The following is a 22,685-nucleotide window of genomic DNA, read 5'->3' as shown; positions in this document are numbered from 1 at the left end:
TCTTGTGAGGAGGTAAAAGGATGGAAATATTTAGATCGCATGTGCTAATCTGTGGGGGGACAGGATGTACTTCTTCAGGTTCACAAACCCTTATAGAGACTTTTCATAAAGAACTAGAGAAAAATGATTTAACCAATGAAGTGAAAGTTGTTAAAACAGGTTGTTTTGGACTATGTGAAGCAGGACCTATTGTCATCGTGTATCCAGAGGGGGCTTTTTATAGTCATGTAAAGATAGAAGATGTGAAAAGAATTACAGAGGAACATCTATTAAAGGGAAGAATTGTAAAGGAACTATTATTTAAAGAAGCCATAGAAGAAGATAAAATTCGCTCTATTAATGAAGTAGATTTTTATAAAAAACAAAAACGGGTTGCCTTGAAAAATTGTGGGGTGATCAATCCTGAGGAAATTAAAGAATATATTGCCTTTGACGGATACAAAGCTTTAGGAAAAGCATTGACAGAAATGACCCGAGAAGAAGTCATTGATGAAGTGAAAAAATCTGGACTTCGTGGCCGCGGAGGTGGAGGATTCCCAACAGGACTGAAGTGGGAATTTACATATAAAGCCAAGGGCGATCAAAAATATGTAGTTTGTAATGCAGATGAAGGGGATCCAGGGGCATTTATGGATCGATCTGTACTTGAGGGAGACCCTCATGCAGTGATTGAGGCTATGGTAATTGCTGGATATGCTATTGGTGCAAATCAGGGATACATATATGTAAGAGCAGAATATCCAATTGCTGTACATAGACTAGAAATTGCAATCAATCAAGCAAGAGAATATGGATTGCTTGGAAAAAATATTTTTGACAAAGGATTTGACTTTGATTTAGAAATAAGACTTGGTGCTGGCGCATTTGTTTGTGGAGAAGAAACAGCCCTACTAAACTCTATAGAAGGTAAACGAGGAATGCCAAGACCTAGACCCCCTTTCCCAGCAAATAAAGGATTATGGGGAAAACCAACTATGTTAAATAATGTCGAAACCTATGCAAATATAACAAAAATTATTCTCAATGGTTCAGATTGGTTTGCAGGTATGGGTACAGAAAAATCAAAAGGAACAAAGGTATTTGCATTAGGTGGAAAAATCAATAATACAGGTCTTGTAGAAATCCCAATGGGAACAACGCTAAGAGAAGTGATCTATGAGATTGGCGGAGGCATCCCAAACGGTAGAGCGTTTAAAGCAGTACAAACAGGAGGTCCTTCTGGTGGATGTATTACAGCAGACCATTTAGATACACCCATTGATTATGATAATCTGATTGCTTTAGGTTCTATGATGGGCTCTGGTGGTATGATTGTTATGGATGAAGATAATTGTATGGTAGATATTGCAAGGTTTTTCTTAGACTTTACAGTGGATGAATCTTGTGGAAAATGTCCGCCATGTAGAATTGGTACAAAGAGAATGCTTGAGATCTTAAATAAGATTACATCAGGAAATGGAGAGATGAAAGATCTTGACCGACTTGAAAAATTGGCAAAGAATATCAAAGCCTCTGCATTGTGTGGATTAGGTCAAACCGCGCCAAATCCAGTATTATCAACATTAAGATATTTTAGACATGAATATGAGGCACATGTAACCGAAAAGAGATGTCCAGCAGGCGTATGTAAGGAATTATTGGCTTACACGATAGATTCAGAGCTTTGTAAAAAATGTGGTATTTGTGCAGGGAAATGTCCTACTTCATGTATAGATGGAGTAAAAGGGAAAGAAGTATATAAAATTGATACAGAAAAATGTATTAAGTGCGGCGCTTGTATGGAAGCTTGTCCATTTAATGCAATTGATAAGAAGTAAGATTATTTAGGAATGAGTTACGATGAAATTAAAAATTTCTGTAACACCATTAAGGAGGGGGACGAAAGTGGATAAAGTTACTTTAACCATTGATAATATAAAAGTTGAAGTACCAAAAGACTATACAATACTTGAGGCGGCAAAGCTCGCGGGGATAGATATTCCTACTTTGTGTTTTTTGAAGGGGATCAATGAAGTAGGCGCATGTCGTGTATGCTTAGTAGAAATTGAAGGCGCAAGAACATTACAGGCTTCTTGTGTACATCCTGTATCTGAAGGGATGGTTGTAAAAACAAATAGCAAAAAGGTAAGAGATGCAAGAAAGTCTAATGTAGAGTTAATATTGTCAAACCATAATAGAGAATGTTTGATTTGTGACCGTAATAAAAATTGTGAACTACAAAGCCTATCTGAAGAACTAGGTATTAGAGAAATTCCTTTTGAAGGGATAAAAACAGAAGCGATCATCGATGATCAATCTTTCTCTATTGTAAGAGATCAAAGTAAATGTATTCTTTGTGGAAGATGTGTAAACGTTTGTAGAAATATTCAAAAGATCGGTATACTAGATTTTGTAAATAGAGGATTTGATACACAGGTAGCCCCTGCATTTGGTAAAAGTATGGCCGATGTACCTTGTATCTATTGTGGACAATGTATTGTTGCTTGCCCAGTGGGTGCATTAAAAGAGAAAGATGATATAGAAAAAGTTTGGGATGCCATAGAGAATCCAGATGTACATGTAGTTGTTCAAACAGCTCCAGCAGTAAGAGCGGGACTTGGAGAGTGTTTTGAATTGCCAATAGGTACGCGGGTTACAGGAAAAATGGTTGCAGCATTAAAAAGAATGGGATTTGACCGTGTATATGATACAAACTTTGCAGCAGATTTGACCATCATGGAAGAAGGCCATGAATTGATAGATCGCGTTCAAAATGGTGGTAAATTACCAATGATTACTTCATGTTCACCTGGGTGGATTAGATACTGTGAATTTAATTATCCAGATTTTTTAGAGAATCTATCAACATGTAAATCACCACATCAAATGATGGGTGCAATCATTAAGAGCTATTATGCACAAAAGAAAGGAATCGATCCTAAAAATATATTTGTAGTATCTATCATGCCATGTACATCTAAAAAAACAGAATGCCAAAGACCTGAGATGAATAGTACAGGATATAGAGATGTGGATGCTGTTTTAACAACAAGAGAATTAGGAAAGATGATCAAACAAGCAAGAATTAAATTCTTAGAACTTGAAGATGAACAATTTGATCAAGATTTATTAGGAGAATACACAGGTGCAGGGGTTATATTTGGTGCTACAGGTGGTGTTATGGAAGCAGCCCTAAGAACAGTTGCAGAAGTATTAGAAGGAAAAGTATTTGAAGAGGTTGAGTATACTGCTATAAGAGGGGTTGAGGATATTAAAGAAGCAACACTAACACTTGGTGGCATGGAAGTGAAAATTGCTGTTGCCCATGGCACAGCGAATGCAGGGAAATTATTAGAAATGGTAAAATTAGGAGAAAAACAATATCATTTCATAGAGATCATGGGATGTAGTGGCGGATGCGTAACAGGTGGAGGGCAACCTCATGTGTCAGCTAAAACGCTCATGAATGTAGATGTAAGAGCAGAAAGAGCAAAGGCACTCTATGAGGAAGACCGCATCTTACCAATTAGAAAATCTCATGAAAATCTACAAATCAAAAAACTTTATGAAGATTTCCTAGAAAAACCAAACAGTCATAAAGCGCATGAACTATTACACACCCATTACAAAGCAAGGGAAAAATTCCCTACTACAGAAGCGTGTTGTCAAGAAGAAGCAGCAACAACGAAAGATTGTATGTTTGAGTAATGTAAAAAAATGAATAAAAAAGAGTGGCATTTGAATATTTTAGCTATTCAGATCTTACTCTTTTTTTTACGGACTAGAAAAGAGGCGATTGCTTAGAATATGAACAACTAGTGTGTGGAATATTTTTCAAGAAATTTGATCAACAAAGATAAAAAGATAATAATTTAACAATTTGTAAAGTTTATAATATGGACTATAAAGAAAATAAAATAGATTTCAAAAAAACAAACAAACAATCTAATGAAAATAAAACAGCTTGATTAATATATAATCATACATAAATTAAGGAATATAAGGGCTTTGTAGTTGTAGAATAATATAGAAAAAATGCAAATATTCAGTATAAAAAATAAACAAAAAAGGGATTTTTTGTTTATGGAAAAAATAACATGGGAAGATTGATAAAAAAATATCCAAATTGCATTGAATATTTGTTATAATAGATATAATTTAGTATGCGATTGGTACTAGCTTGTATGTGTAAATACTTTTTAAATCCACAAAACATAAAAAAGAAGGGGGAGGTACTATGGCAAAGAATACGTTTACAGCAGAAAATTTTACAAAATTAGACCAAGTAATCCAAAAATACGCAGACAAAAAAGGCGCTTTAATTCCTGTGTTAAATGACGCACAAAAAATATTTGGATGTCTTCCAATGGAAATACAAAAAAAGATTTCTGAAGGGTTAAATATTGCTTTAGCTGAGATTTATGGTGTTGTTACATTTTATTCACAATTTTCTCTTGAACCAAAAGGAGAATACACAATTGGTGTATGCTTAGGAACAGCTTGTTATGTTAAGGGTGCGCAAAAGATTATTGACAGAATTAAGAAAGAAATAAGCATAGGTGTTGGAGAAACTTCACCAAATGGCAAATTCACATTAGAAGCAACAAGATGTATTGGTGCATGTGGATTGGCTCCAGTGCTTACCGTTAATGAAGATGTATACGGACGATTGGTTGAAGGAGATGTACCTGGAATACTTGAAAAATATTAATTTCTAGCGAGGAGGGATTTTATGAAATCTTTAGAAGAATTGGCAAAAATCCGTGAAGAAGCAATCAAAAAAGTAGATATAAGAGGGATACGGGAAGGAACAAGAATCGTTGTAGGAATGGCTACTTGTGGAATTGCAGCAGGAGCAAGACCTGTATTGATGGCACTTTTAGAAGAAGTGAAAGTTAGAAACTTAGAAGATGTTTTAGTAAGTCAGACAGGATGCATTGGTGTTTGCAGACTTGAACCAATCGTTGAAGTATATAGACCGGGAGAAGAAAAAGTGACTTATGTAGAAATGACACCTGAAAAAATAAAAAAAGTAGTAGCAGAACATATCGTCAATGGCAAAGTAGTAGATGCATATACAATCGGATCATTAGCGTAGATTGATAAACATTTGTGAGGAGGTTCAATAATGGAAATATTTAGATCGCATGTGCTAATCTGTGGGGGTACAGGGTGTACTTCTTCAGGTTCAGAAACGCTTATAGATACTTTTAATAAAGAATTAGAAAAAAATGGTTTAACCAATGAAGTAAAGATTGTTAAAACAGGCTGTTTTGGACTTTGTGAAGCAGGACCTATTGTAATTGTATACCCAGAAGGTGCTTTTTATAGTCATGTAAAGGTAGAAGACATAAAGCGGATTACAGAGGAGCATTTATTAAAGGGAAGAATCGTAAAGGATTTATTATTTAAAGAAGCGGTAGAAGAAGATCAAATTCGTTCGATCAATGAGGTAGAATTTTACAAAAAACAAAAAAGGGTTGCCCTAAAAAATTGTGGGGTGATCAATCCAGAGGATATCAGAGAGTACATTGCTTTTGATGGATATAAAGCTTTAGGAAAAGCATTGACAGAAATGAAACCAGAAGATGTAATCGATGCAATCAAAAAATCAGGACTTCGTGGTCGCGGCGGTGGGGGTTTCCCGTCAGGACTAAAATGGGAATTTACCTATAAAGCGCAGAATGATCAAAAGTATGTAGCTTGTAATGCAGATGAAGGAGATCCAGGGGCTTTTATGGATAGATCTGTTCTTGAGGGAGATCCGCACGCGATTGTAGAAGCGATGGCAATTGCAGGATATGCTGTTGGTGCTGATCAAGGATATGTATATGTACGTGCAGAGTATCCGATTGCAGTAAATAGACTACAAATTGCAATCGATCAAGCAAGAGAATATGGATTGTTAGGTAAAAATATATTTGGTACAGATTTTGCGTTTGATTTAGAAATCAGATTGGGTGCGGGTGCATTTGTATGTGGAGAAGAAACAGCGCTTTTAAATTCTATAGAAGGTAAGCGTGGGATGCCAAGACCGAGACCTCCTTTCCCAGCAATAAAAGGGTTATGGGAAAAGCCAACATTATTGAATAATGTTGAAACTTATGCAAATGTAGCGCAAATCATTTTAAATGGTCCAGAGTGGTTTGCAAGTATGGGAACAGAAAAATCAAAAGGAACAAAAGTATTTGCATTAGGTGGAAAGATCAATAATACAGGACTTGTGGAAATTCCAATGGGAACTACATTAAAAGAAGTAATCTATGAAATCGGTGGAGGAATCCCAAATGGTAAGGCGTTTAAAGCGGTACAAACAGGTGGACCATCTGGTGGATGTATCACTGCTGATTATCTAGAGACACCGATTGATTATGATAATTTAATCGCACTAGGTTCTATGATGGGTTCTGGTGGAATGATTGTTATGGATGAAGACAATTGTATGGTTGATATTGCAAGATTCTTCTTAGACTTTACAGTAGATGAGAGTTGTGGGAAATGTCCACCATGTAGAATTGGTACAAAGAGAATGTTAGAAATATTAGATAAGATTACATCAGGGCAAGGAGAACTAGAAGATATTGACAAGCTTGAAAAGTTAGCAGCAAATATTAAAGCTTCAGCCCTTTGTGGACTTGGACAAACAGCTCCAAATCCAGTATTATCCACGTTAAGATACTTTAGAGATGAATATATTGCCCATGTAACAGAAAAGCGATGCCCAGCAGGAGTATGTCAAGGATTATTATCTTATACCGTAACACCTGAGCTTTGCAAAAAATGTGGTATTTGCGCGAATAAGTGTCCAGTGAATTGTATAGATGGGGTAAAAGGTAAGGAAGTTTATAAAATAGATACGGAAAAATGTATTAAGTGTGGTGCTTGTATGGAAGCATGTCCATTTAAGGCAATTAGCAAAAAATAAGATGCTTTTTTAAAATAGAATTGTATATTGTTAAATCATAATAATGAGACTCAGCATACGCTGAGTAAGGCGTTACTAGAAAAACAAAGATTTCGGTAACACTATTAAGGAGGAGGATGAAAGTGGAGAAAGTTACTTTAACCATTGACAATATAAATGTTGAAGTTCCAAAAAGCTATACAATCCTGCAAGCGGCAAAGCATGCAGGGATAGATATTCCTACTTTATGTTTTCTAAAAGATGTGAACGAAGTAGGTGCATGTAGAGTATGTTTAGTTGAAATTGAAGGGGCAAGAGCATTACAGGCTTCTTGTGTACATCCAGTTTCCGAAGGGATGGTTATCAAAACAAATAGCAAAAAGGTAAGAGAAGCAAGAAAATCTAATGTTGAATTAATACTATCAAATCATAATAGAGAGTGTTTAACTTGCGATCGTAATAGAAATTGTGAGCTTCAAAGTATATCAGAAGAACTAGGGATCAGAGAAATTCCATTTGAGGGTGAAAAAATAGAGACGATTATTGATGACAAATCATTCTCTATCGTAAGAGATCCAAGTAAATGTATCCTTTGTGGAAGATGTGTAAATACCTGTAAAAACGTTCAAAAGATCGGTATCCTTGATTTTGTAAACAGAGGATTTGACACACAAGTAGCACCTGCATTTGAAAAAAGTATGGCAGATGCCCCATGTATCTATTGTGGACAATGTATTGTTGCCTGTCCTGTTGCAGCATTAAGAGAAAAAGATGATGTTGAAAAAGTTTGGGACATGATAGATAATCCAGATATCCATGTAGTGGTTCAAACGGCTCCAGCAGTAAGAGCAGGACTTGGAGAGTGTTTTGGACTTCCGATCGGAACAAGAGTTACTGGAAAAATGGTTTCAGCACTAAAAAGACTTGGATTTGATAAAGTATATGATACAAACTTTGCAGCAGACTTAACCATCATGGAAGAAGGTCATGAATTATTAGGTAGAATCCAAAATGGTGGAAAATTACCGATGATTACTTCATGCTCTCCTGGATGGATCAGATATTGTGAATTTAATTATCCAGAGTTTATAGAGAATCTATCAACATGTAAATCACCACACCAAATGATGGGTGCGATCATTAAAACTTACTATGCAGAAAAACATAATGTAGATCCTAAAAAGATATTTGTTGTATCCATTATGCCATGTACTTCTAAAAAGACTGAATCTTCAAGAAGCGAGATGAATGTAAATGGACTAAGAGATGTAGATGCAGTTTTAACAACAAGAGAATTGGGTAAAATGATTAAGCAGGCAAGAATTAATTTCTTAGAACTTGAAGATGACAAGTTCGATGAGGATTTATTAGGTGATTATACGGGTGCAGGGGTTATATTTGGTGCTACGGGTGGTGTTATGGAAGCAGCTCTAAGAACTGTTGCAGAAGTATTAGAAGGAAAATCAATAGAAAATGTTGATTACAAAGAAATAAGGGGTATAGCAGATATTAAAGAAGCATCTTTGACACTTGGTGGAAAAGAAGTAAGGATTGCTATTGCTCATGGTACAGCAAGTGCAGCAAAATTATTAGATATGGTAAAATCAGGGGAAAGAGAATATCATTTCATAGAAATTATGGGATGTAGTGGCGGATGCGTAACAGGTGGAGGCCAGCCACATGTTTCTGCTAAAATATTAATGGATGTAGATGTGAGAGTAGAGAGAGCAAAAGCATTATATGAAGAAGATGCAATATTGGAATTAAGAAAATCTCATGAAAACCCACAAATTAAAAAACTTTATGATGATTTCCTTGGCAAACCAAATAGTCATAAAGCACATGAACTGCTACACACGCATTATGCAGCAAAAGAACAATTTCCAAAAGAAAAAAATGAATGTAGCTGTGGCTGTGATTGTTAATCATAGCTGAATAGGATAGGGGTAGATAAAATTTATCTACCCTTTACTATAAATGTTTTTTCATTACTTAAGATAGTTTTAATATCTTCTTTAAAGCGACTTACGTGTGTTGTTTCATGATAGATTTTTTAAATTTAAAGTATGAAATTATGTTAAAATATACCTTGATATATAGCGATAAGCCATATAAAATAATAGTAACATCTAACAGATGGATTTTATTCATCGGAAGGACAAACTATTTTTTAAAAATCTAATTGCAAGGAGAATTCTAAGCAAGAGGTAAGAGGGTGATCATATGTTTATACTATGACTTTATAACTTTCCTTATCTTTAAGGGAAGTTTTTTATTTTTTTAAAATGGATTGTGAGGAGATGGTTTTATGAATAAAAGACTTGGTGTTGTAGCGATTATTGTTGAAGATCAAGAAAGTGTGGAAATGGTAAACAAAGTATTAAGCAGTTTTGGGGAAATTATTGTTGGAAGAATGGGGGTACCTTATAAGGAAAAACATGTAGCGGTAATTTCTGTGATTGTAGATGGTAGTACAGATGATATTGGTGCATTGACTGGAAAATTAGGAAAAATCAATGGTGTGGTTGTAAAGAGCGCACTTACGAAAAAATAAAAGAGGAGTGAATGGGATGAATACGCATGAAATTATCAATGAAGAGAAAATAGAGCATCTATTAGAAGTTGGAAAAAAAGCAGGTAAAGAAGAAGTTTTAGATATTATAGAAAAAGCAAGGGATTATGATGGGCTTACATTGGAAGAGGCGGCTATTTTATTACAAATAGAAGATAAAGATGTATTAGAAAAATTATTTGATACAGCAAGGTTTATAAAAGAAGAAATATATGGAAATCGTATTGTGATTTTTGCGCCGCTCTATACGAGTAATGAATGTACGAACAATTGTCTATACTGTGGATTCAGAGTAGCAAATAAGGAACTTCATAGAAGAACATTAAGTCCAGATGAAGTGGTTCAGGAAGCAAAGGCCATTGAACATCAAGGACACAAAAGAATTTTAATGGTATGCGGAGAAGATCCAAAGAAAACACACATTAATCATATTACAGATGCAGTAAGTGCAGTTTATAAAAATGCAGATATAAGAAGAATCAATGTAAATGCAGCGCCTATGCCTGTAGAGGATTTTAAAAAGTTAAAGGCTGTAGGCATTGGAACATTCCAGATTTTCCAAGAAACGTATCATAGAGAAACCTATAAAAAAATGCATCCAACAGGATTCAAAGCAGATTATGACTATCGATTAACTGCGATTGAAAGAGCTTTTGAAGCAGGCATTGATGATTTTGGCATTGGTGCACTCTTAGGACTATATGATTACAAGTTTGATGTATTAGCGACCCTTATGCATTCACAATACATGGATGATTTATATAACGTAGGACCTCATACAATATCTGTCCCAAGACTCAGACCTGCACTTGGTTCAGGACTTGAAGAAACCCCTTATCCAATAAATGATGAGGAATTCAAAAAAATTATTGCCGTATACAGATTAACCCTTCCTTATACAGGAATCATCCTTTCAACGAGAGAAGCTGCATATCTTCGAGACGAGCTGCTTAGCTTAGGGGTATCTCAAATATCAGCAGGATCAAGAACAAATCCTGGAGGATATGAGGAAGATGATCGAGAAGCGACACAGTTTGAAACAAGCGATGAGAGAAGTCTTGATGAAATGCTTCAAGTTGTTTGTGAACAAGGGCACCTTCCAAGCTTTTGTACAGCTTGCTATCGTGCAAATAGAACAGGAGAAGCGTTTATGGAACTCGCAAAAGATGCACATATTCATGAGTTTTGTCAGCCGAATGCGATTCTTACTTTTAAGGAAAATCTAGTACAATTTGCATCAGATCAAACAAAAGAAAAAGGAGAAAAAATGATCGAAAAAGAACTTGAGAAGATCGATGATAAAAAGGTGAAGGAAGAGACATTAAAGAGAATAAAAAGAATTGAAGAAGGGGAGAAAGATCTATATTTTTAGGTGTGGGGGTTGATAAATTTATAATGCAAATATAAGGTGGTAAAAATATGGATAAAAATAAGATCAAGCACTATTTGATTATGGCAGCGTCTACAAATCATATGTTAAGAGGAGATTTGCTTTTAAAGGAACAAGGGATTCATACTGCTTTAGTTCCTGCTCCTTCTGAATATGGTTCTGTATGTGCCATTGCGATAAAATTAAAAACAAGTGATTTAGAAAAAGCAGAAAAAATTTTAAAAGAAAACCATATTAAACTTTATAGAATCTATCCAGAGAAAATAAAGAAGTTATCAGGGCTTGTTGAAAAATTAGCACATTCTGTTATATCCAATGATTTTCTTGCTGTACTCAAAAAGATCGAAGAAGGAGAAGAATTAACCTATGAAGAGATCGTCCTTCTTCTTAAAACGGAAAGAAAAGCAGAAATAGAAGCGTTATTTCATGCAGCAGATCAAATGCGAAAAGAGATTATTGGTGATGTGGTAGATATCAGGGGTGCCATAGAATTTTCCAACATTTGTAGAAAAGACTGTAAATATTGTGGTGTACGAAAGAGCTTAAAAGACCTTGAACGCTATAGAATGAGTGAAGACGAAATCATGGAAGTAGTGCATCAAATGCATGCAATTGGTATGCAGACCGTTATTTTGCAATCTGGTGAGGACTTATGGTGGACTCCTGAAAAGATTCTTTCACTTATCAACAGAATTAAAGATGAAACAGGCATGAAGATTACACTGAGTATTGGAGAAAGACCACGGGAAGAATATGCCCTTTATAAAGAGGCTGGTGCAAATAATTTCTTGCTTAAAATTGAAGCAACCAATGAAGAAATTTTTAAATTCATTCATCCAGATGATGATTATGATACAAGAGTACAGTGTTCTAACTGGCTAAGGGAGTTAGGATACTTAAATGGTTCAGGCAATATTATCGGACTTCCAGGACAAAGGAGTGAAGATATTGCAAAAGATATTCTTTATTTTAAAGATATGGGGATTAACATGATTGGGGTAGGGCCTTTTCTTCCAGCTAAGGGTACACCTTTTGAAAAATATGAAGCAGGTAGTGTGGAGATGACATTAAAAGCAGTTGCGGTAACGAGAATTGTATGTAAACGTGTATTTTTACCAGCGACTACTGCACTAGCGACCCTAGATCGTGATGGGCAGACAAAAGCATTAAAGGCAGGGGCAAACACAATCATGCTCATTAACACACCTGCAAAATATCGCTATAACTATCAGATTTATAGTGAGAAAAATATGGTAGATCTAAAGAGTGCATACAAAGCTGTGACAGAATCGAGCAGAAAATTCCCACCTTATTTAAAAGTAGATTGGGAGGTATTTAAAGATGCAGGACACACCGAGAAGTAATCGATTGCATATTGCTATATTCGGGAAAAGGAATGCAGGGAAATCTAGTTTGATCAATGCGCTTACCAATCAAGATATTGCGCTTGTGTCAGAGGTTGCAGGTACTACAACAGATCCTGTATACAAAGCAATGGAGATTTTGCCAATAGGACCTGTTGTGATCATTGATACAGCAGGGATTGATGATGAAGGAACTTTAGGAAAACTAAGAATAAAAAAGACCATGAATGTATTAAATAAAACAGAATTAGCAGTAATTGTTGTAACTGCAAAAAATGGCATAGTAGATTTTGATAAGGATTTGATCGAAAGAATAAAAGAAAAAAATATCCCAATTGTAGGAGTCGTGAATAAAGTAGATATAGAAAATATAGAAGAGGATACACTAAAAACATGGGAAGAGAACTATAATATTCCTTTTGTGAAAGTCAGTGCCATGAAAATGGTAGGGATTGAAAGTTTAAAAGCAAAAATGATTGAAAAAGCAAAAATAGAAAAGCATGAGAAAGTCATTGTAGGAGACTTAATAAATCCAAATGACTTTGTGGTACTCGTAACCCCTATTGATAAGGCAGCACCTAAGGGAAGAATGATTCTACCACAACAACAAACCATTCGAGATGTCATTGATCATGGGGCAGTCGCCATTGTTACAAGAGAAAAAGAATTAAAAGAAACGCTAGCAAACTTAGGGAAAAAGCCCAAATTAGTCATTACAGATTCCCAAGCTTTTGCAAAAGTTGATAAAGATACACCAGAAGATATTACGTTAACCTCTTTCTCCATTCTATTTGCAAGATATAAAGGCAATTTAGAAAATCTTGTACTAGGTGCAAAGAAGATTAAGGATTTAAAACCAAATGACCATGTACTGATCTGTGAAGGCTGTACGCACCATAGGCAAGATGGGGATATAGGAAAAGACAAAATACCAAAATGGATTGAAAAAATCGTAGACGGAAAACTAAATTTTGAATGGACTTCAGGAACAAAGTATCCAGATCCTGAGGATATGAAAAAATTTGATTTAATCGTTCACTGTGGCGGATGTATGCTCAATCCAAAGGAGATGGAATTTAGAATCAATCAAGCTGTAAATAATGGAACGGCTATTGTAAATTATGGCGTACTCATTGGATTTGTAACAGGCGTACTAGAAAGAGCATTAGATCCTTTTCCAAATATTAAAGAGATGTTTATGGGGGAATAAGAAAAACTGCAATCGAAAAGATTGCAGTTTTTCTTTATATAGATCAGTGAATCGACAACAGTTTGCTAAGTGTTATTAAATTGTTTGTACATAATTATCCATGTCTATTGTAGAAAGTATTTTTTTTGATATCAAACATTGTGGCAATATGCGATATGTAATCATTATAGACCGACGGTCGGTTCAGAAATGAAGGAGGTAAAAAATGAGAATTACAAAAGAATATGAAGAACGAAGAAATGAGATTTTAGATGTGGCTGAAACATTGTTTGTCACGAAAGGTTATTTAAAAACAACCATAAATGACATTTTACAAGAGGTGGGTATTGCAAAAGGAACTTTTTATTATTATTTTAAATCTAAAGAAGAAGTTATGGATGCAATCATAATACGTTTTGTATCTGCTGGTGTAAAAGTAGCAAAAGAAATTATTAGCAATACGAATCTTACCGTACACGAAAAACTTTTTAAAATTATTATGGAACAAAAAACAACAACTAATGTGAAAGAAGAAATGATCAGTCAATTACATCAAATAAATAATGCGCAAATGCACCAAAAAAGCTTAGTCGAAACAATCAAAGAACACAATACAAGAGTTTACGGATATGGTTGAATATATAAAAAAAGATAAAGACATTGAAAAATTATTAGAAAAATATTGACATAGATCGAAAAATTTGATATAATTTAAAAAATTCAAAATATTCAAAGCGTTGAAAGAGACAAAACTTTCATAAAAGTATTTTCAGAGAGTCGGGATGGTGAAAGCCGGCAATACGAGAAAGTGGAGATCACTCTGGAGCTGTGCAAATGAAATGAGTAGTTTGCAACGACTGACCTCGATATCGGTCTCAGGTTTGTTAGAACTGAAATAAGCGGCACGACATGTGCAACCAGGGTGGTAACGCGGGCTAATCCTCGTCCTTGAAGTATATCTTCAAGGGCGTTTTTTATTACCAATTTATGAAAGGAGGATTATCATGGAAAAGAAATTTGAAGCCCAAGAAGAACAATTTGAATCTCAAGAGAAAAAAGAAATGACAGAAACTTACCAAGTAAATGTAAATTATTTTGGTTCTGGAAGATTTGCAGACGAGTATGAATGGTAGGAGGATTTTATGGAAGAAGACGTAGACATTTTTAGCAAAGTATAAAAGAATCTATTGTGTAAAAAGACAATAGGTTCTTTTATTTTGTGTAGATATTTAGTGTTGCGTTGCGATTTATTCCTATGAAGGAATTGAAAAAGAAAGGGTATGGGAAGATTCATAAAATATACAGAAGAACCATAATCAATATTGAAATTTATATGGTAGAGTATGAATCTAAGCTTTGTGAGAATATTCAACCTATCTTATGAACCTCATCTAAAAAATCAATTTTATTCTTTGTCACTTCCATATATAGTGCATCAGTTATTCTTCCCTTTGCATATAACGAATCACAAAGATCTATAAATTTTTCTACGACATTAATTAAACTTTCTTTCATACCATTTCCGCCTCCAATAGTTTATTTTATTACGAGTATATGCCTTTATTCTACAACTTATACTACAAATTTTTATAAATTCTCTTTTTTACATAGAATCTATTTATTACAGGAGAAGAATTTATAAAAATATATATAAAAATGGGCGATTAGGGAAAACAAGTTTATATGATAATAAGAGATAACCAAAGCATTCTCTTTGTTTTTATTTAACCTTCAAGAAGTTCTTCACCAGGGTGCCAATCTATTGGACATAATCCACCGGATTGTAAGCCTTGTAGAACTCTTAAAGTTTCATCTACACTTCGACCTACATTTAAATCATGAATTACAGAATATTTAAGGATGCCATTTGGATCAATGATAAATAATCCTCTTAACGCAATCCCCTCTTCTTCGATTAAGACACCATAATCGCGAGATACCTGTTGTGTTCGATCAGATGCCAGTGGGAATTCAAGTTTTCCAACCCCACCTTGGTCTTGTGAACTATTGATCCAAGCCTTGTGAGAATGTTCGCTATCTGTACTTACACCTAAAACCGCTGCATTTAACTTTTTAAAGGTATCAATTCTTTTGTTAAATGCTGTAATTTCTGTTGGGCAAACAAATGTAAAGTCTAGTGGATAGAAAAACATTATAAGCCATTTTCCGTTATAATCATCTAAAGAAACTTCTCCAAAATTTTTACCAGCACCATCAATTGTTTTCATTTCAAAATGAGGTGCAGATTTTCCGATTGCTCTTTGTGCCATTGTTTTCCTCCAATATTTTTGATTGATAATTCTCTTCTATTTTAAATGTTCCCTAAAATGAAAATTTTAAACATCAAGAGATAAGTGATACTTGATAATATGTATTATCAATATTTTTCCATATAATAATTTTAAAATAAACCTTTGATGATGGGAATGGGATATGTATAATAGCATGAAATAAAACCTAATATTTATATGATTCTGCGCATATAGCATATAGTTAGATAATAAATATAAATAGGAGGTGGAGGCGATGAAAAGGGTTGGATTTTGTACCTTTTTTTTATGTTTATTATTATGTACATTTATTATTTTTGGTCCATTCTATTTTATTGAAAATAGAGTGAGTAATCGTACTGATGATACAAAAGAAGAAGGATTTAAAGGGGTGATTACGCTTTGGGATTATCCTTATTTTGATATAAAAAGTGGGACCAGATATGGATGGATTTTAAGCAAAATCAAGGTATTTGAAAGAGAGAATCCTGGTGTATATATAGAACTAAAGCCATTAAATGTAAAAACTGGAATATTTGAATTAGAGACAGCGATTAAGACCCAAACTTATCCGGATATTGCACCTGTTGGCTCAGATTATTCTATTATTCATCAAAAGGTTTTAATGCCAATTGATGAATATTTAAATAAAAAGGAGCTAGCAGATTATAAAAAGCAAGCATTGGATGCTGTACAATTTGAAGGGAAAACATGGGGATTTCCATGGATGATGACAACCTATACCTTATTTTTGAATAAGGATCTATTCAATGAAAAAGGGGTAAGTTTTCCTAAGGATGGAGATTGGACTTACGATGAATTCGTAAAAAAAATGAAAAAGCTTACATATGATCAAGATAATGATGGAAAGATGGATGTCTATGGATTTAACTCTTTTATGGGTGTAAATGATTACAATACATGGGGAATTTTACTTTCAGATGGCGCGAAAATTTTTGATGAAAAGAATTTATCTTATGCATTTAATGATAAAAGAGCTATAAGTGGATTGAAAAAATTAGCAGATTTAAAACTTGTCCATAAAGTAACGCCTAATAATTTTGGAGAAAATTCAGAACAAGAAGCTTGGGAAAGTTTCTATAAAGAAAAGAAAGTAGCCGTCTATCCAACCGGAACATGGGCTGTGAATGCGCTGAATAAATTAAGAAATGAAGGAGCTGGATTTGAATTTACTGTTGCCAACTATCCAATAGGCGCTATGGGAAAATCTGTAGCCATCTGCAAAAATACATCAGCTTATGGGATTTTTAGGCAAGAGGACAAAAAAAAACTTGAGATGTGTGTGAAATTTTTAAAATTTGTTTCAGCGGAAGTGTATCAAAAAGAGTTAGACAGACTAGGGGTTTTCCCTGTGAAAAAGAGTGTGGGTGAAATTTATAAAAAAGATCCTATCATGTCTAACATTGAAAAAAATTTAGAAACGACACAAAATATTCCACAACATCCAAATTGGATAAAAATTGATGGGATTTTGCAGAGTCAGTTCAGGCAGGTTTTATTAGAAAATAAATCGCTTAAGGATGCATTAAAAGATGCAGAGAAGAAGATTAAGACTTATAATGAGGTTGTTAAAAAAATGGATAGGTAGTAGCCTTGTATTTCATGGAATGAATAGGTATACTTAAAACATAATAAAGATCAAGGGGTGTATACTATGGATACAATCAATGTTTATAATAGATTGGCAGAAAATATCAAGGTAGAACATATTCTAAAAGATGAACCTATGCATAAGCATACCTCTTTTAAAATAGGAGGACCTGTAGATATTATGGTACTTCCTAATTCGGTGAAAGAAGTACAGTATGCCATAAAGGTTTGTAAGGAATTCGATATAGATTATTATGTGATTGGCAATGGCAGTAATCTTTTAGTTTTAGACGGAGGGATTCGAGGGATCGTCATTAAGATTGCAGAGTATTTTAATGGGGTAGAGATAAAAGGAAATCGAGTGACTGCACAGGCAGGCATATTATTATCGAGTTTGGCTAATCGTATGATGAAAGAAGGGTTAAAAGGATTTGAATTTGCCAGTGGGATTCCAGGTACATTAGGTGGTGCTGTTACGATGAATGCAGGGGCTTATGGTGGAGAAATGAAAGATCTATTAGTAGGTGTCCATCTAATAGATGACCAAGGAGAAGTGATTTACTTAAAAGCTGAGGAATTAGAGTTAGGATATAGAAGTAGTGTTATCCAAAAAAAAGGATTTATTGTACTGAGTGCCGAAATGGAATTTGAAGAAGGAAATTGTGATGAAATAAAAGAAAAAATAAAAGATTTTACAAATAGAAGAACAACGAAGCAACCACTTCATTTACCGAGTGCAGGGAGTACATTTAAAAGACCCGTTGGATATTTTGCAGGAAAACTAATTGAGGATGCAGGGCTTAAAGGGGTTCGTGTAGGGGGTGCACAAGTATCACCACTACATTCTGGTTTTATTGTAAATGTAGATCATGCTACAGCAGCGGATGTCATTCACTTAATAAAGATGGTTCAAAAAACAGTTAGAGATCGGTTTGATGTAGTATTGCATTCAGAAGTGAAAGTTATTGGTGAAGCCAAATAAATTCTAGAGATGAATAAACTATTGATAGCATACTGCAACTAGGCAGTGTAATAAATTATAAGGAAGAAATGGAAGTGAAAAGCAGATGAAAATATTTGCAGATTATCATACCCATACGATCTATAGTCATGGGAAAGGAACAATACAAGATAATGTAGATGAAGCCATTAGAAAGGGATTAAGAGAGATTGCAATTTCTGATCATGGATATGGACACTTTTTATTTGGTATAAAAAGGGATGCTTTACCTAAAATGAGAAAAGAAATTGATTCAATCAATGCTCACACAGATAAAATCAACGTGAAGTTAGGCATGGAAGCAAATATTATTAGTATGGATGGGGCACTGGATATTGGAAAAGAAACTACGGACCAATTAGATATTGTTTTAGCAGGATATCATTTTGGGGCGATTCCTAATAATATAAGAGATTGTTTTAGAATGCATGGAAATAATTTTTTGGCAAGGCACTTTACATCAATAGATAGAAAAGCAAGAGTATTGAATACAGATGCAGTGGTCGCTGCTATCTACAACAATCCCATTGCTATCTTAACCCATCCAGGAGCAAAAGCAAATATTGATACAAAAGAGATCGCAAAGGCAGCAGCTGAAAGAGGTACAGCCCTTGAAATTAATAGCAGCCACGGCTTTTTAACAGTAGAATATATAGAGATTGCAATGAAAGAGGGCGCAAAATTTGTTATTAGCAGTGATGCCCATAGACCAGAAGATGTAGGGAATGTAAAAAAAGGTATAGAAAGAGCAATGCAGGCAGGACTTAGCATAGAGCAAATTATTAATGCAGAGGCATAAGGAAGGAGGGGTCACTATGAAATTTGTGATTATTACTGGATTGTCTGGTGCAGGAAAAAGCCAGGCAATGAAGAGTATGGAAGACATAGGATTTTATTGTGTAGATAATCTTCCTCCTGCACTCATTCCAAAGTTTACAGAACTGTGTTTTCATGCACAGGGAGAAATTGAAAAAATTGCTTTGGTGATTGATATACGAGGAAGACAATTTTTTGATGACTTATTTGCGAGTCTAGATAGTATAAAGAATCAAGGTGACGATTATGAAATTTTGTTTTTAGAGGCAAGTGATGAAGTACTCATCAAGCGTTTTAAGGAAACCAGGAGAATTCATCCATTAAGTCCTAAAGGCAGAATTTTAGAAGGCATTCATGCCGAAAGGGTTAGACTTGCAGAATTAAAGAAAAAAGCAAAATATATTGTAGATACTTCTAATTTGACTTCAGCACAATTGAAAGAAGAAGTTAAAAAAATATATATGGTGGGAGAAAAATCCCACAATCTAACGATTTTTATACAGTCCTTTGGATTTAAAAAGGGCATATTATTGGATGCAGACTTGGTATTTGATGTAAGATTTTTGCCAAACCCACATTATATTGAAGAATTAAGACCTTTCACAGGAAATGACAAGCAGGTGCGGGATTATGTGATGAAGTGGCCAGAGAGTACTGCCTTTGTAGAGAAGTTAAATGATATGATTGATTTTTTAATTCCGCTTTATATAAAAGAAGGAAAGAATCAGCTTGTTATTGGCATTGGGTGTACAGGAGGCAAGCACAGATCTGTAACGGTTGCAAATATATTATATGAGAGCTTGAGAAAGAAAAGACAACGTGTCATTATCAATCACAGAGATTCAGTAAGCAATACAGGGGAGTAGAGGGGGAATGAACCTGAAAGATTGGTTGAAGTCGTTTTTATGGAATCGTGATTTAAAATATATAATGGATAAAAAAATGGTTGAAAAACGGATTTTAAATAAGGGACCGAAAGTTGTCGTCATTGGTGGGGGAACAGGGTTATCTATTTTACTAAGAGGTTTAAAAAAATTCACATCCAATATTACAGCTATTGTCACAGTTGCCGATGATGGTGGGGGATCCGGTGTTTTAAGAGAAGATTTAGGGATGCTACCCCCGGGAGATATTAGAAACTGCATACTGGCACTAGCGAATACAGAACCTATCATGGAGAAATTAATGCAATATAGATTTGAAGAAGGACAATTGAAAGGACAAAGCTTTGGGAACTTATTTATTGCTGCAATGAATGGTATATCGGATAATTTTGAAGAAGCTATTCGAAAAATGAATGAGGTTTTAGCGGTTACAGGAAAAGTTTTGCCTGTGACCATAGAGGACATTACGCTTTATGCAAAGCTAAAGAATGGAAAAGTTATAAAGGGAGAGTCGCAAATTCCTATCAAGGTAAAAGAGATGGAAAGTGAAATTGACAAGGTTTTTATTAAGCCAGATGGGGTAATACCATTAGATGAATCTATAGAAGCAATTTTAAATGCAGATGTGATTATTCTAGGACCAGGAAGTTTATATACAAGTGTTATCCCTAATTTGTTAATCGATGATGTGAGCAAGGCGCTAAGAAAAAGCGTAGCCCCTAAAGTGTATGCAGCCAATGTGATGACACAGCCAGGAGAAACGGATGGGTATGGGGTATTAAAGCATGTGGAGGCAATTATTGCTCATTTGAAGTGCCAGATGATTGACTATGTTTTTGTAAACAATGAAGAAATTCCTTTAGCAGTATTAAAAAAATATGTGATGGATGGGGCAAAGCCGATAACCATTTCAAAAGAAGAACGTAGTCTATTATATAAAAAGGATATAAAAGTCATAGAAGGGTCTTTTGTAGATATAAAAAAAGATTATATAAGACATGATGCGGATAAATTATCTGAAATGATCATAAAGTTAGTTTTAAAAAGAAATTAAATAAATCTTTTTTGTAGGTAGGTAGGGGTGAATTTATGAGAAAAGAGATCAGTTCTGGGGGGGTAGTTGTTTTTGGAAATGCGATATTATTGCTTCGTAAATATAATGGAGATTGGGTATTGCCAAAAGGGAAAGTAAAAGAAGATGAAACCATAAGAATGGCTGCCATACGAGAAGTCTATGAAGAAGGAAGAATAAAAGCTGAAATTATTAAGTATATTGGAGAAATCAATTATTCGTTTAAAAATTATTGGAAAGATTATGAAATGGTGCATAAAACAGTCCATTGGTACTTAATGAAAACAAAGAATATGAATTGTACGCCTCTAAAAGAAGAGGGGTTTGTGGAAGCCCGATTCGTACACCTCAATCGTGCTTCTGAAATTACAAAATATGATGATGAAAGAGAAATTATACAAAAGGCAATCAAAGAAATTAAAAAAGAACTTTAACAACAATGATACTTTGAGTGTTGTTTATAAAAATTCCATAATCTTTATTGGATAAAATACTTATAAAATTTTACAAATTTGTGATATAATACTTTAAATATACTTGGTTGTAAGAAATATAATAAATTTGCTAGGAACATTTGGTTTCTGGAAGTAGGTGGGAACATGACGTTTTCTATGAAAACAAAAAATGAGTTAGCAAGAGTAATTTCAGAGAAGCAATGTTGTCAGCTAGCAGAGCTGTCAGCACTCATTCGGATGAGTGGAACGATACAACTTATAGGTTATAAAAAAGTGAATGTGAAAATTGTAACAGAGAATGCAGCTATTGCAAGAAAAGTATTCACATTATTGAAAAAACGATTTGGGATTCACACCGAATTAAGAGTAAGAAAAAATAAGTTATTAAAAAAGAACAATCATTATGTCATTTTTGTGAGCAGTGATATGGGAGCAAACGATATCCTACAAGCAGTAGGAATTTTACGAATAAATCAGGATCAACTCTCTATAGATTATGATCTACCCAAAGAACTAGTCAAGGAGAAATGTTGTAAACGATCATATCTAAGAGGCGCTTTGTTAGGAGCCGGCTCTGTGAGTGATCCTGAAAAAACATATCATTTAGAATTTGTAACAAGTAGTGAAGAACATAGCGAAGGCTTGAAAAATTTGATTAATGATTTTGAATTGGGTGCGAAGATTGTAAAGCGTAAAAACAGCTTTGTTGTATATCTTAAGGAAGGGGATCGTATTGTAGATCTTCTTAATATAATGGGTGCCCATTCAGCTTTATTAAATCTTGAGAATATAAGGATTGTAAAGCAAGTAAGAAATAATGTAAATAGAATCGTAAATTGTGAAACGGCTAATTTAAGTAAAATTGTAAATGCTTCTGTAAGACAGATTGACAACATAGAATATATTCAAAAGCATGTGGGATTTAAAATACTTCCTGATAATCTTCGCCAAATTGCAGAATTAAGGCTAGATTATAAGGAAGCAAGTTTAAAGGAACTAGGACAAATGCTAAATCCACCTGTCGGAAAGTCTGGAGTGAATCATAGATTAAGGAAAGTTGAAAAGATTGCTGAAAAATTAAAAGAGAGTAGTCACGGAAACTAATGTATAAAATTTAATTTTTATGCAATACATTAAAAATCCATAAATTTTATCATTAGAGCTCATTTTTATATAAAA

At 34.3% G+C, this 22,685-nt stretch carries 21 protein-coding genes and 1 other annotated feature; of the genes, 19 read left to right on the top strand and 2 right to left on the bottom strand.

Going from position 1 to position 22,685, the window contains the following annotated elements; all coding sequences use genetic code 11:
• Positions 1–20: 20 nt before the first annotated feature.
• From nuoF (EV214_RS14075) to EV214_RS19400, 12 genes are all read left to right on the top strand, one after another.
• Entirely contained in the window at positions 21–1,817 is a 1,797-nt protein-coding gene (nuoF, locus tag EV214_RS14075; protein WP_132246883.1) for an NADH-quinone oxidoreductase subunit NuoF, read from the top strand.
• 67 nt (positions 1,818–1,884) lie between these two features.
• A complete protein-coding gene (locus EV214_RS14070; protein ID WP_132246881.1) occupies positions 1,885–3,687 on the top strand; it encodes an NADH-dependent [FeFe] hydrogenase, group A6 in 1,803 nt (600 codons plus the stop codon).
• 529 nt (positions 3,688–4,216) lie between these two features.
• Positions 4,217–4,690 carry an NADH-quinone oxidoreductase subunit NuoE family protein gene (locus EV214_RS14065; protein WP_132246879.1) on the top strand — a complete coding sequence of 158 codons (474 nt, stop codon included), beginning with the start codon at positions 4,217–4,219 and terminating at the stop codon, positions 4,688–4,690.
• Between the two features lie 21 nt (positions 4,691–4,711).
• Positions 4,712–5,077 carry a (2Fe-2S) ferredoxin domain-containing protein gene (locus EV214_RS14060; RefSeq protein ID WP_132246877.1) on the top strand — a complete coding sequence of 122 codons (366 nt, stop codon included), beginning with the start codon at positions 4,712–4,714 and terminating at the stop codon, positions 5,075–5,077.
• A gap of 30 nt (positions 5,078–5,107) precedes the next feature.
• Positions 5,108–6,904: an NADH-quinone oxidoreductase subunit NuoF gene (nuoF, locus tag EV214_RS14055; protein WP_132246875.1), complete on the top strand. Its 1,797-nt coding sequence runs from the start codon at positions 5,108–5,110 to the stop codon at positions 6,902–6,904.
• A 116-nt stretch (positions 6,905–7,020) separates the two neighbouring features.
• Positions 7,021–8,808 (top strand): NADH-dependent [FeFe] hydrogenase, group A6, encoded by a 1,788-nt coding sequence (locus EV214_RS14050; RefSeq protein ID WP_334295687.1) that lies wholly within the window; start codon positions 7,021–7,023, stop codon positions 8,806–8,808.
• A gap of 383 nt (positions 8,809–9,191) precedes the next feature.
• The gene (locus tag EV214_RS14045; protein WP_132246871.1) at positions 9,192–9,437 is read left to right on the top strand and encodes a TM1266 family iron-only hydrogenase system putative regulator; all 246 of its coding nucleotides are present in this window, start codon (positions 9,192–9,194) and stop codon (positions 9,435–9,437) included.
• A gap of 16 nt (positions 9,438–9,453) precedes the next feature.
• Positions 9,454–10,827 carry a [FeFe] hydrogenase H-cluster radical SAM maturase HydG gene (hydG, locus tag EV214_RS14040; RefSeq protein ID WP_132246869.1) on the top strand — a complete coding sequence of 458 codons (1,374 nt, stop codon included), beginning with the start codon at positions 9,454–9,456 and terminating at the stop codon, positions 10,825–10,827.
• A 47-nt stretch (positions 10,828–10,874) separates the two neighbouring features.
• Positions 10,875–12,209 carry a [FeFe] hydrogenase H-cluster radical SAM maturase HydE gene (gene hydE / locus EV214_RS14035; protein WP_207669698.1) on the top strand — a complete coding sequence of 445 codons (1,335 nt, stop codon included), beginning with the start codon at positions 10,875–10,877 and terminating at the stop codon, positions 12,207–12,209.
• Positions 12,187–13,419: a [FeFe] hydrogenase H-cluster maturation GTPase HydF gene (gene hydF / locus EV214_RS14030; protein WP_132246867.1), complete on the top strand. Its 1,233-nt coding sequence runs from the start codon at positions 12,187–12,189 to the stop codon at positions 13,417–13,419. The genes hydE and hydF overlap by 23 nt, the downstream gene beginning before the upstream one ends.
• A 205-nt stretch (positions 13,420–13,624) precedes the next feature.
• Entirely contained in the window at positions 13,625–14,035 is a 411-nt protein-coding gene (locus EV214_RS14025) for a TetR/AcrR family transcriptional regulator (protein WP_132246865.1), read from the top strand.
• Positions 14,036–14,126: 91 nt separating this feature from the next.
• Positions 14,127–14,351, top strand: a binding site (T-box leader).
• Between the two features lie 51 nt (positions 14,352–14,402).
• Positions 14,403–14,531 carry a hypothetical protein gene (locus EV214_RS19400; protein WP_279233133.1) on the top strand — a complete coding sequence of 43 codons (129 nt, stop codon included), beginning with the start codon at positions 14,403–14,405 and terminating at the stop codon, positions 14,529–14,531.
• A gap of 235 nt (positions 14,532–14,766) precedes the next feature.
• On the opposite strand, the gene EV214_RS18800 is transcribed toward EV214_RS19400, so the two are convergent.
• Both EV214_RS18800 and EV214_RS14020 read right to left on the bottom strand, forming a co-directional pair.
• Entirely contained in the window at positions 14,767–14,913 is a 147-nt protein-coding gene (locus EV214_RS18800) for a hypothetical protein (RefSeq protein WP_165916380.1), read from the bottom strand.
• 209 nt (positions 14,914–15,122) lie between these two features.
• Positions 15,123–15,668: a peroxiredoxin gene (locus tag EV214_RS14020; protein ID WP_132246863.1), complete on the bottom strand. Its 546-nt coding sequence runs from the start codon at positions 15,666–15,668 to the stop codon at positions 15,123–15,125.
• A 256-nt stretch (positions 15,669–15,924) separates the two neighbouring features.
• Between EV214_RS14020 and EV214_RS14015 the strand changes: the two genes are divergently transcribed.
• The 7 genes from EV214_RS14015 (at position 15,925) to whiA (ending at position 22,610) form a co-directional block, all read left to right on the top strand.
• On the top strand, positions 15,925–17,277 hold the full coding sequence (locus tag EV214_RS14015) for an ABC transporter substrate-binding protein (protein WP_132246861.1): 1,353 nt from the start codon (positions 15,925–15,927) through the stop codon (positions 17,275–17,277).
• A gap of 66 nt (positions 17,278–17,343) precedes the next feature.
• Positions 17,344–18,261: a UDP-N-acetylmuramate dehydrogenase gene (murB, locus tag EV214_RS14010; protein ID WP_132246859.1), complete on the top strand. Its 918-nt coding sequence runs from the start codon at positions 17,344–17,346 to the stop codon at positions 18,259–18,261.
• Between the two features lie 85 nt (positions 18,262–18,346).
• A complete protein-coding gene (locus EV214_RS14005) occupies positions 18,347–19,078 on the top strand; it encodes a PHP domain-containing protein (protein WP_132246857.1) in 732 nt (243 codons plus the stop codon).
• A 16-nt stretch (positions 19,079–19,094) separates the two neighbouring features.
• Positions 19,095–19,961, top strand: coding sequence for an RNase adapter RapZ (rapZ, locus tag EV214_RS14000; protein WP_132246855.1), 867 nt, complete (start codon positions 19,095–19,097; stop codon positions 19,959–19,961).
• Between the two features lie 7 nt (positions 19,962–19,968).
• On the top strand, positions 19,969–21,033 hold the full coding sequence (locus EV214_RS13995; RefSeq protein WP_132246853.1) for a gluconeogenesis factor YvcK family protein: 1,065 nt from the start codon (positions 19,969–19,971) through the stop codon (positions 21,031–21,033).
• Positions 21,034–21,068: 35 nt separating this feature from the next.
• Entirely contained in the window at positions 21,069–21,485 is a 417-nt protein-coding gene (locus tag EV214_RS13990; protein WP_132246851.1) for an NUDIX hydrolase, read from the top strand.
• Between the two features lie 165 nt (positions 21,486–21,650).
• The gene (whiA, locus tag EV214_RS13985; protein ID WP_132246849.1) at positions 21,651–22,610 is read left to right on the top strand and encodes a DNA-binding protein WhiA; all 960 of its coding nucleotides are present in this window, start codon (positions 21,651–21,653) and stop codon (positions 22,608–22,610) included.
• Positions 22,611–22,685 lie beyond the last annotated feature (75 nt).

This window comes from Marinisporobacter balticus (assembly GCF_004345705.1).
Lineage (GTDB): Bacteria > Bacillota > Clostridia > Peptostreptococcales > Thermotaleaceae > Marinisporobacter > Marinisporobacter balticus.
The sequence above is the reverse complement of the archived record's forward strand: the minus strand, read 5'-3'. Positions and strand labels throughout refer to the sequence as shown.

What these genes read in the sequence shown, in the direction of transcription:
- nuoF (WP_132246883.1), top strand. Translation starts at nt 21, where the DNA reads ATGGAAATATTTAGATCGCATGTGCTAATCTGTGGGGGGACAGGATGT.
- EV214_RS14065 (WP_132246879.1), top strand. Translation starts at nt 4,217, where the DNA reads ATGGCAAAGAATACGTTTACAGCAGAAAATTTTACAAAATTAGACCAA.
- EV214_RS14060 (WP_132246877.1), top strand. Translation starts at nt 4,712, where the DNA reads ATGAAATCTTTAGAAGAATTGGCAAAAATCCGTGAAGAAGCAATCAAA.
- nuoF (WP_132246875.1), top strand. Translation starts at nt 5,108, where the DNA reads ATGGAAATATTTAGATCGCATGTGCTAATCTGTGGGGGTACAGGGTGT.
- EV214_RS14050 (WP_334295687.1), top strand. Translation starts at nt 7,021, where the DNA reads ATGAAAGTGGAGAAAGTTACTTTAACCATTGACAATATAAATGTTGAA.
- EV214_RS14045 (WP_132246871.1), top strand. Translation starts at nt 9,192, where the DNA reads ATGAATAAAAGACTTGGTGTTGTAGCGATTATTGTTGAAGATCAAGAA.
- hydG (WP_132246869.1), top strand. Translation starts at nt 9,454, where the DNA reads ATGAATACGCATGAAATTATCAATGAAGAGAAAATAGAGCATCTATTA.
- hydE (WP_207669698.1), top strand. Translation starts at nt 10,875, where the DNA reads ATGGATAAAAATAAGATCAAGCACTATTTGATTATGGCAGCGTCTACA.
- hydF (WP_132246867.1), top strand. Translation starts at nt 12,187, where the DNA reads ATGCAGGACACACCGAGAAGTAATCGATTGCATATTGCTATATTCGGG.
- EV214_RS14025 (WP_132246865.1), top strand. Translation starts at nt 13,625, where the DNA reads ATGAGAATTACAAAAGAATATGAAGAACGAAGAAATGAGATTTTAGAT.
- EV214_RS19400 (WP_279233133.1), top strand. Translation starts at nt 14,403, where the DNA reads ATGGAAAAGAAATTTGAAGCCCAAGAAGAACAATTTGAATCTCAAGAG.
- EV214_RS18800 (WP_165916380.1), bottom strand. Translation starts at nt 14,913, where the DNA reads ATGAAAGAAAGTTTAATTAATGTCGTAGAAAAATTTATAGATCTTTGT.
- EV214_RS14020 (WP_132246863.1), bottom strand. Translation starts at nt 15,668, where the DNA reads ATGGCACAAAGAGCAATCGGAAAATCTGCACCTCATTTTGAAATGAAA.
- EV214_RS14015 (WP_132246861.1), top strand. Translation starts at nt 15,925, where the DNA reads ATGAAAAGGGTTGGATTTTGTACCTTTTTTTTATGTTTATTATTATGT.
- murB (WP_132246859.1), top strand. Translation starts at nt 17,344, where the DNA reads ATGGATACAATCAATGTTTATAATAGATTGGCAGAAAATATCAAGGTA.
- EV214_RS14005 (WP_132246857.1), top strand. Translation starts at nt 18,347, where the DNA reads ATGAAAATATTTGCAGATTATCATACCCATACGATCTATAGTCATGGG.
- rapZ (WP_132246855.1), top strand. Translation starts at nt 19,095, where the DNA reads ATGAAATTTGTGATTATTACTGGATTGTCTGGTGCAGGAAAAAGCCAG.
- EV214_RS13995 (WP_132246853.1), top strand. Translation starts at nt 19,969, where the DNA reads ATGAACCTGAAAGATTGGTTGAAGTCGTTTTTATGGAATCGTGATTTA.
- EV214_RS13990 (WP_132246851.1), top strand. Translation starts at nt 21,069, where the DNA reads ATGAGAAAAGAGATCAGTTCTGGGGGGGTAGTTGTTTTTGGAAATGCG.
- whiA (WP_132246849.1), top strand. Translation starts at nt 21,651, where the DNA reads ATGACGTTTTCTATGAAAACAAAAAATGAGTTAGCAAGAGTAATTTCA.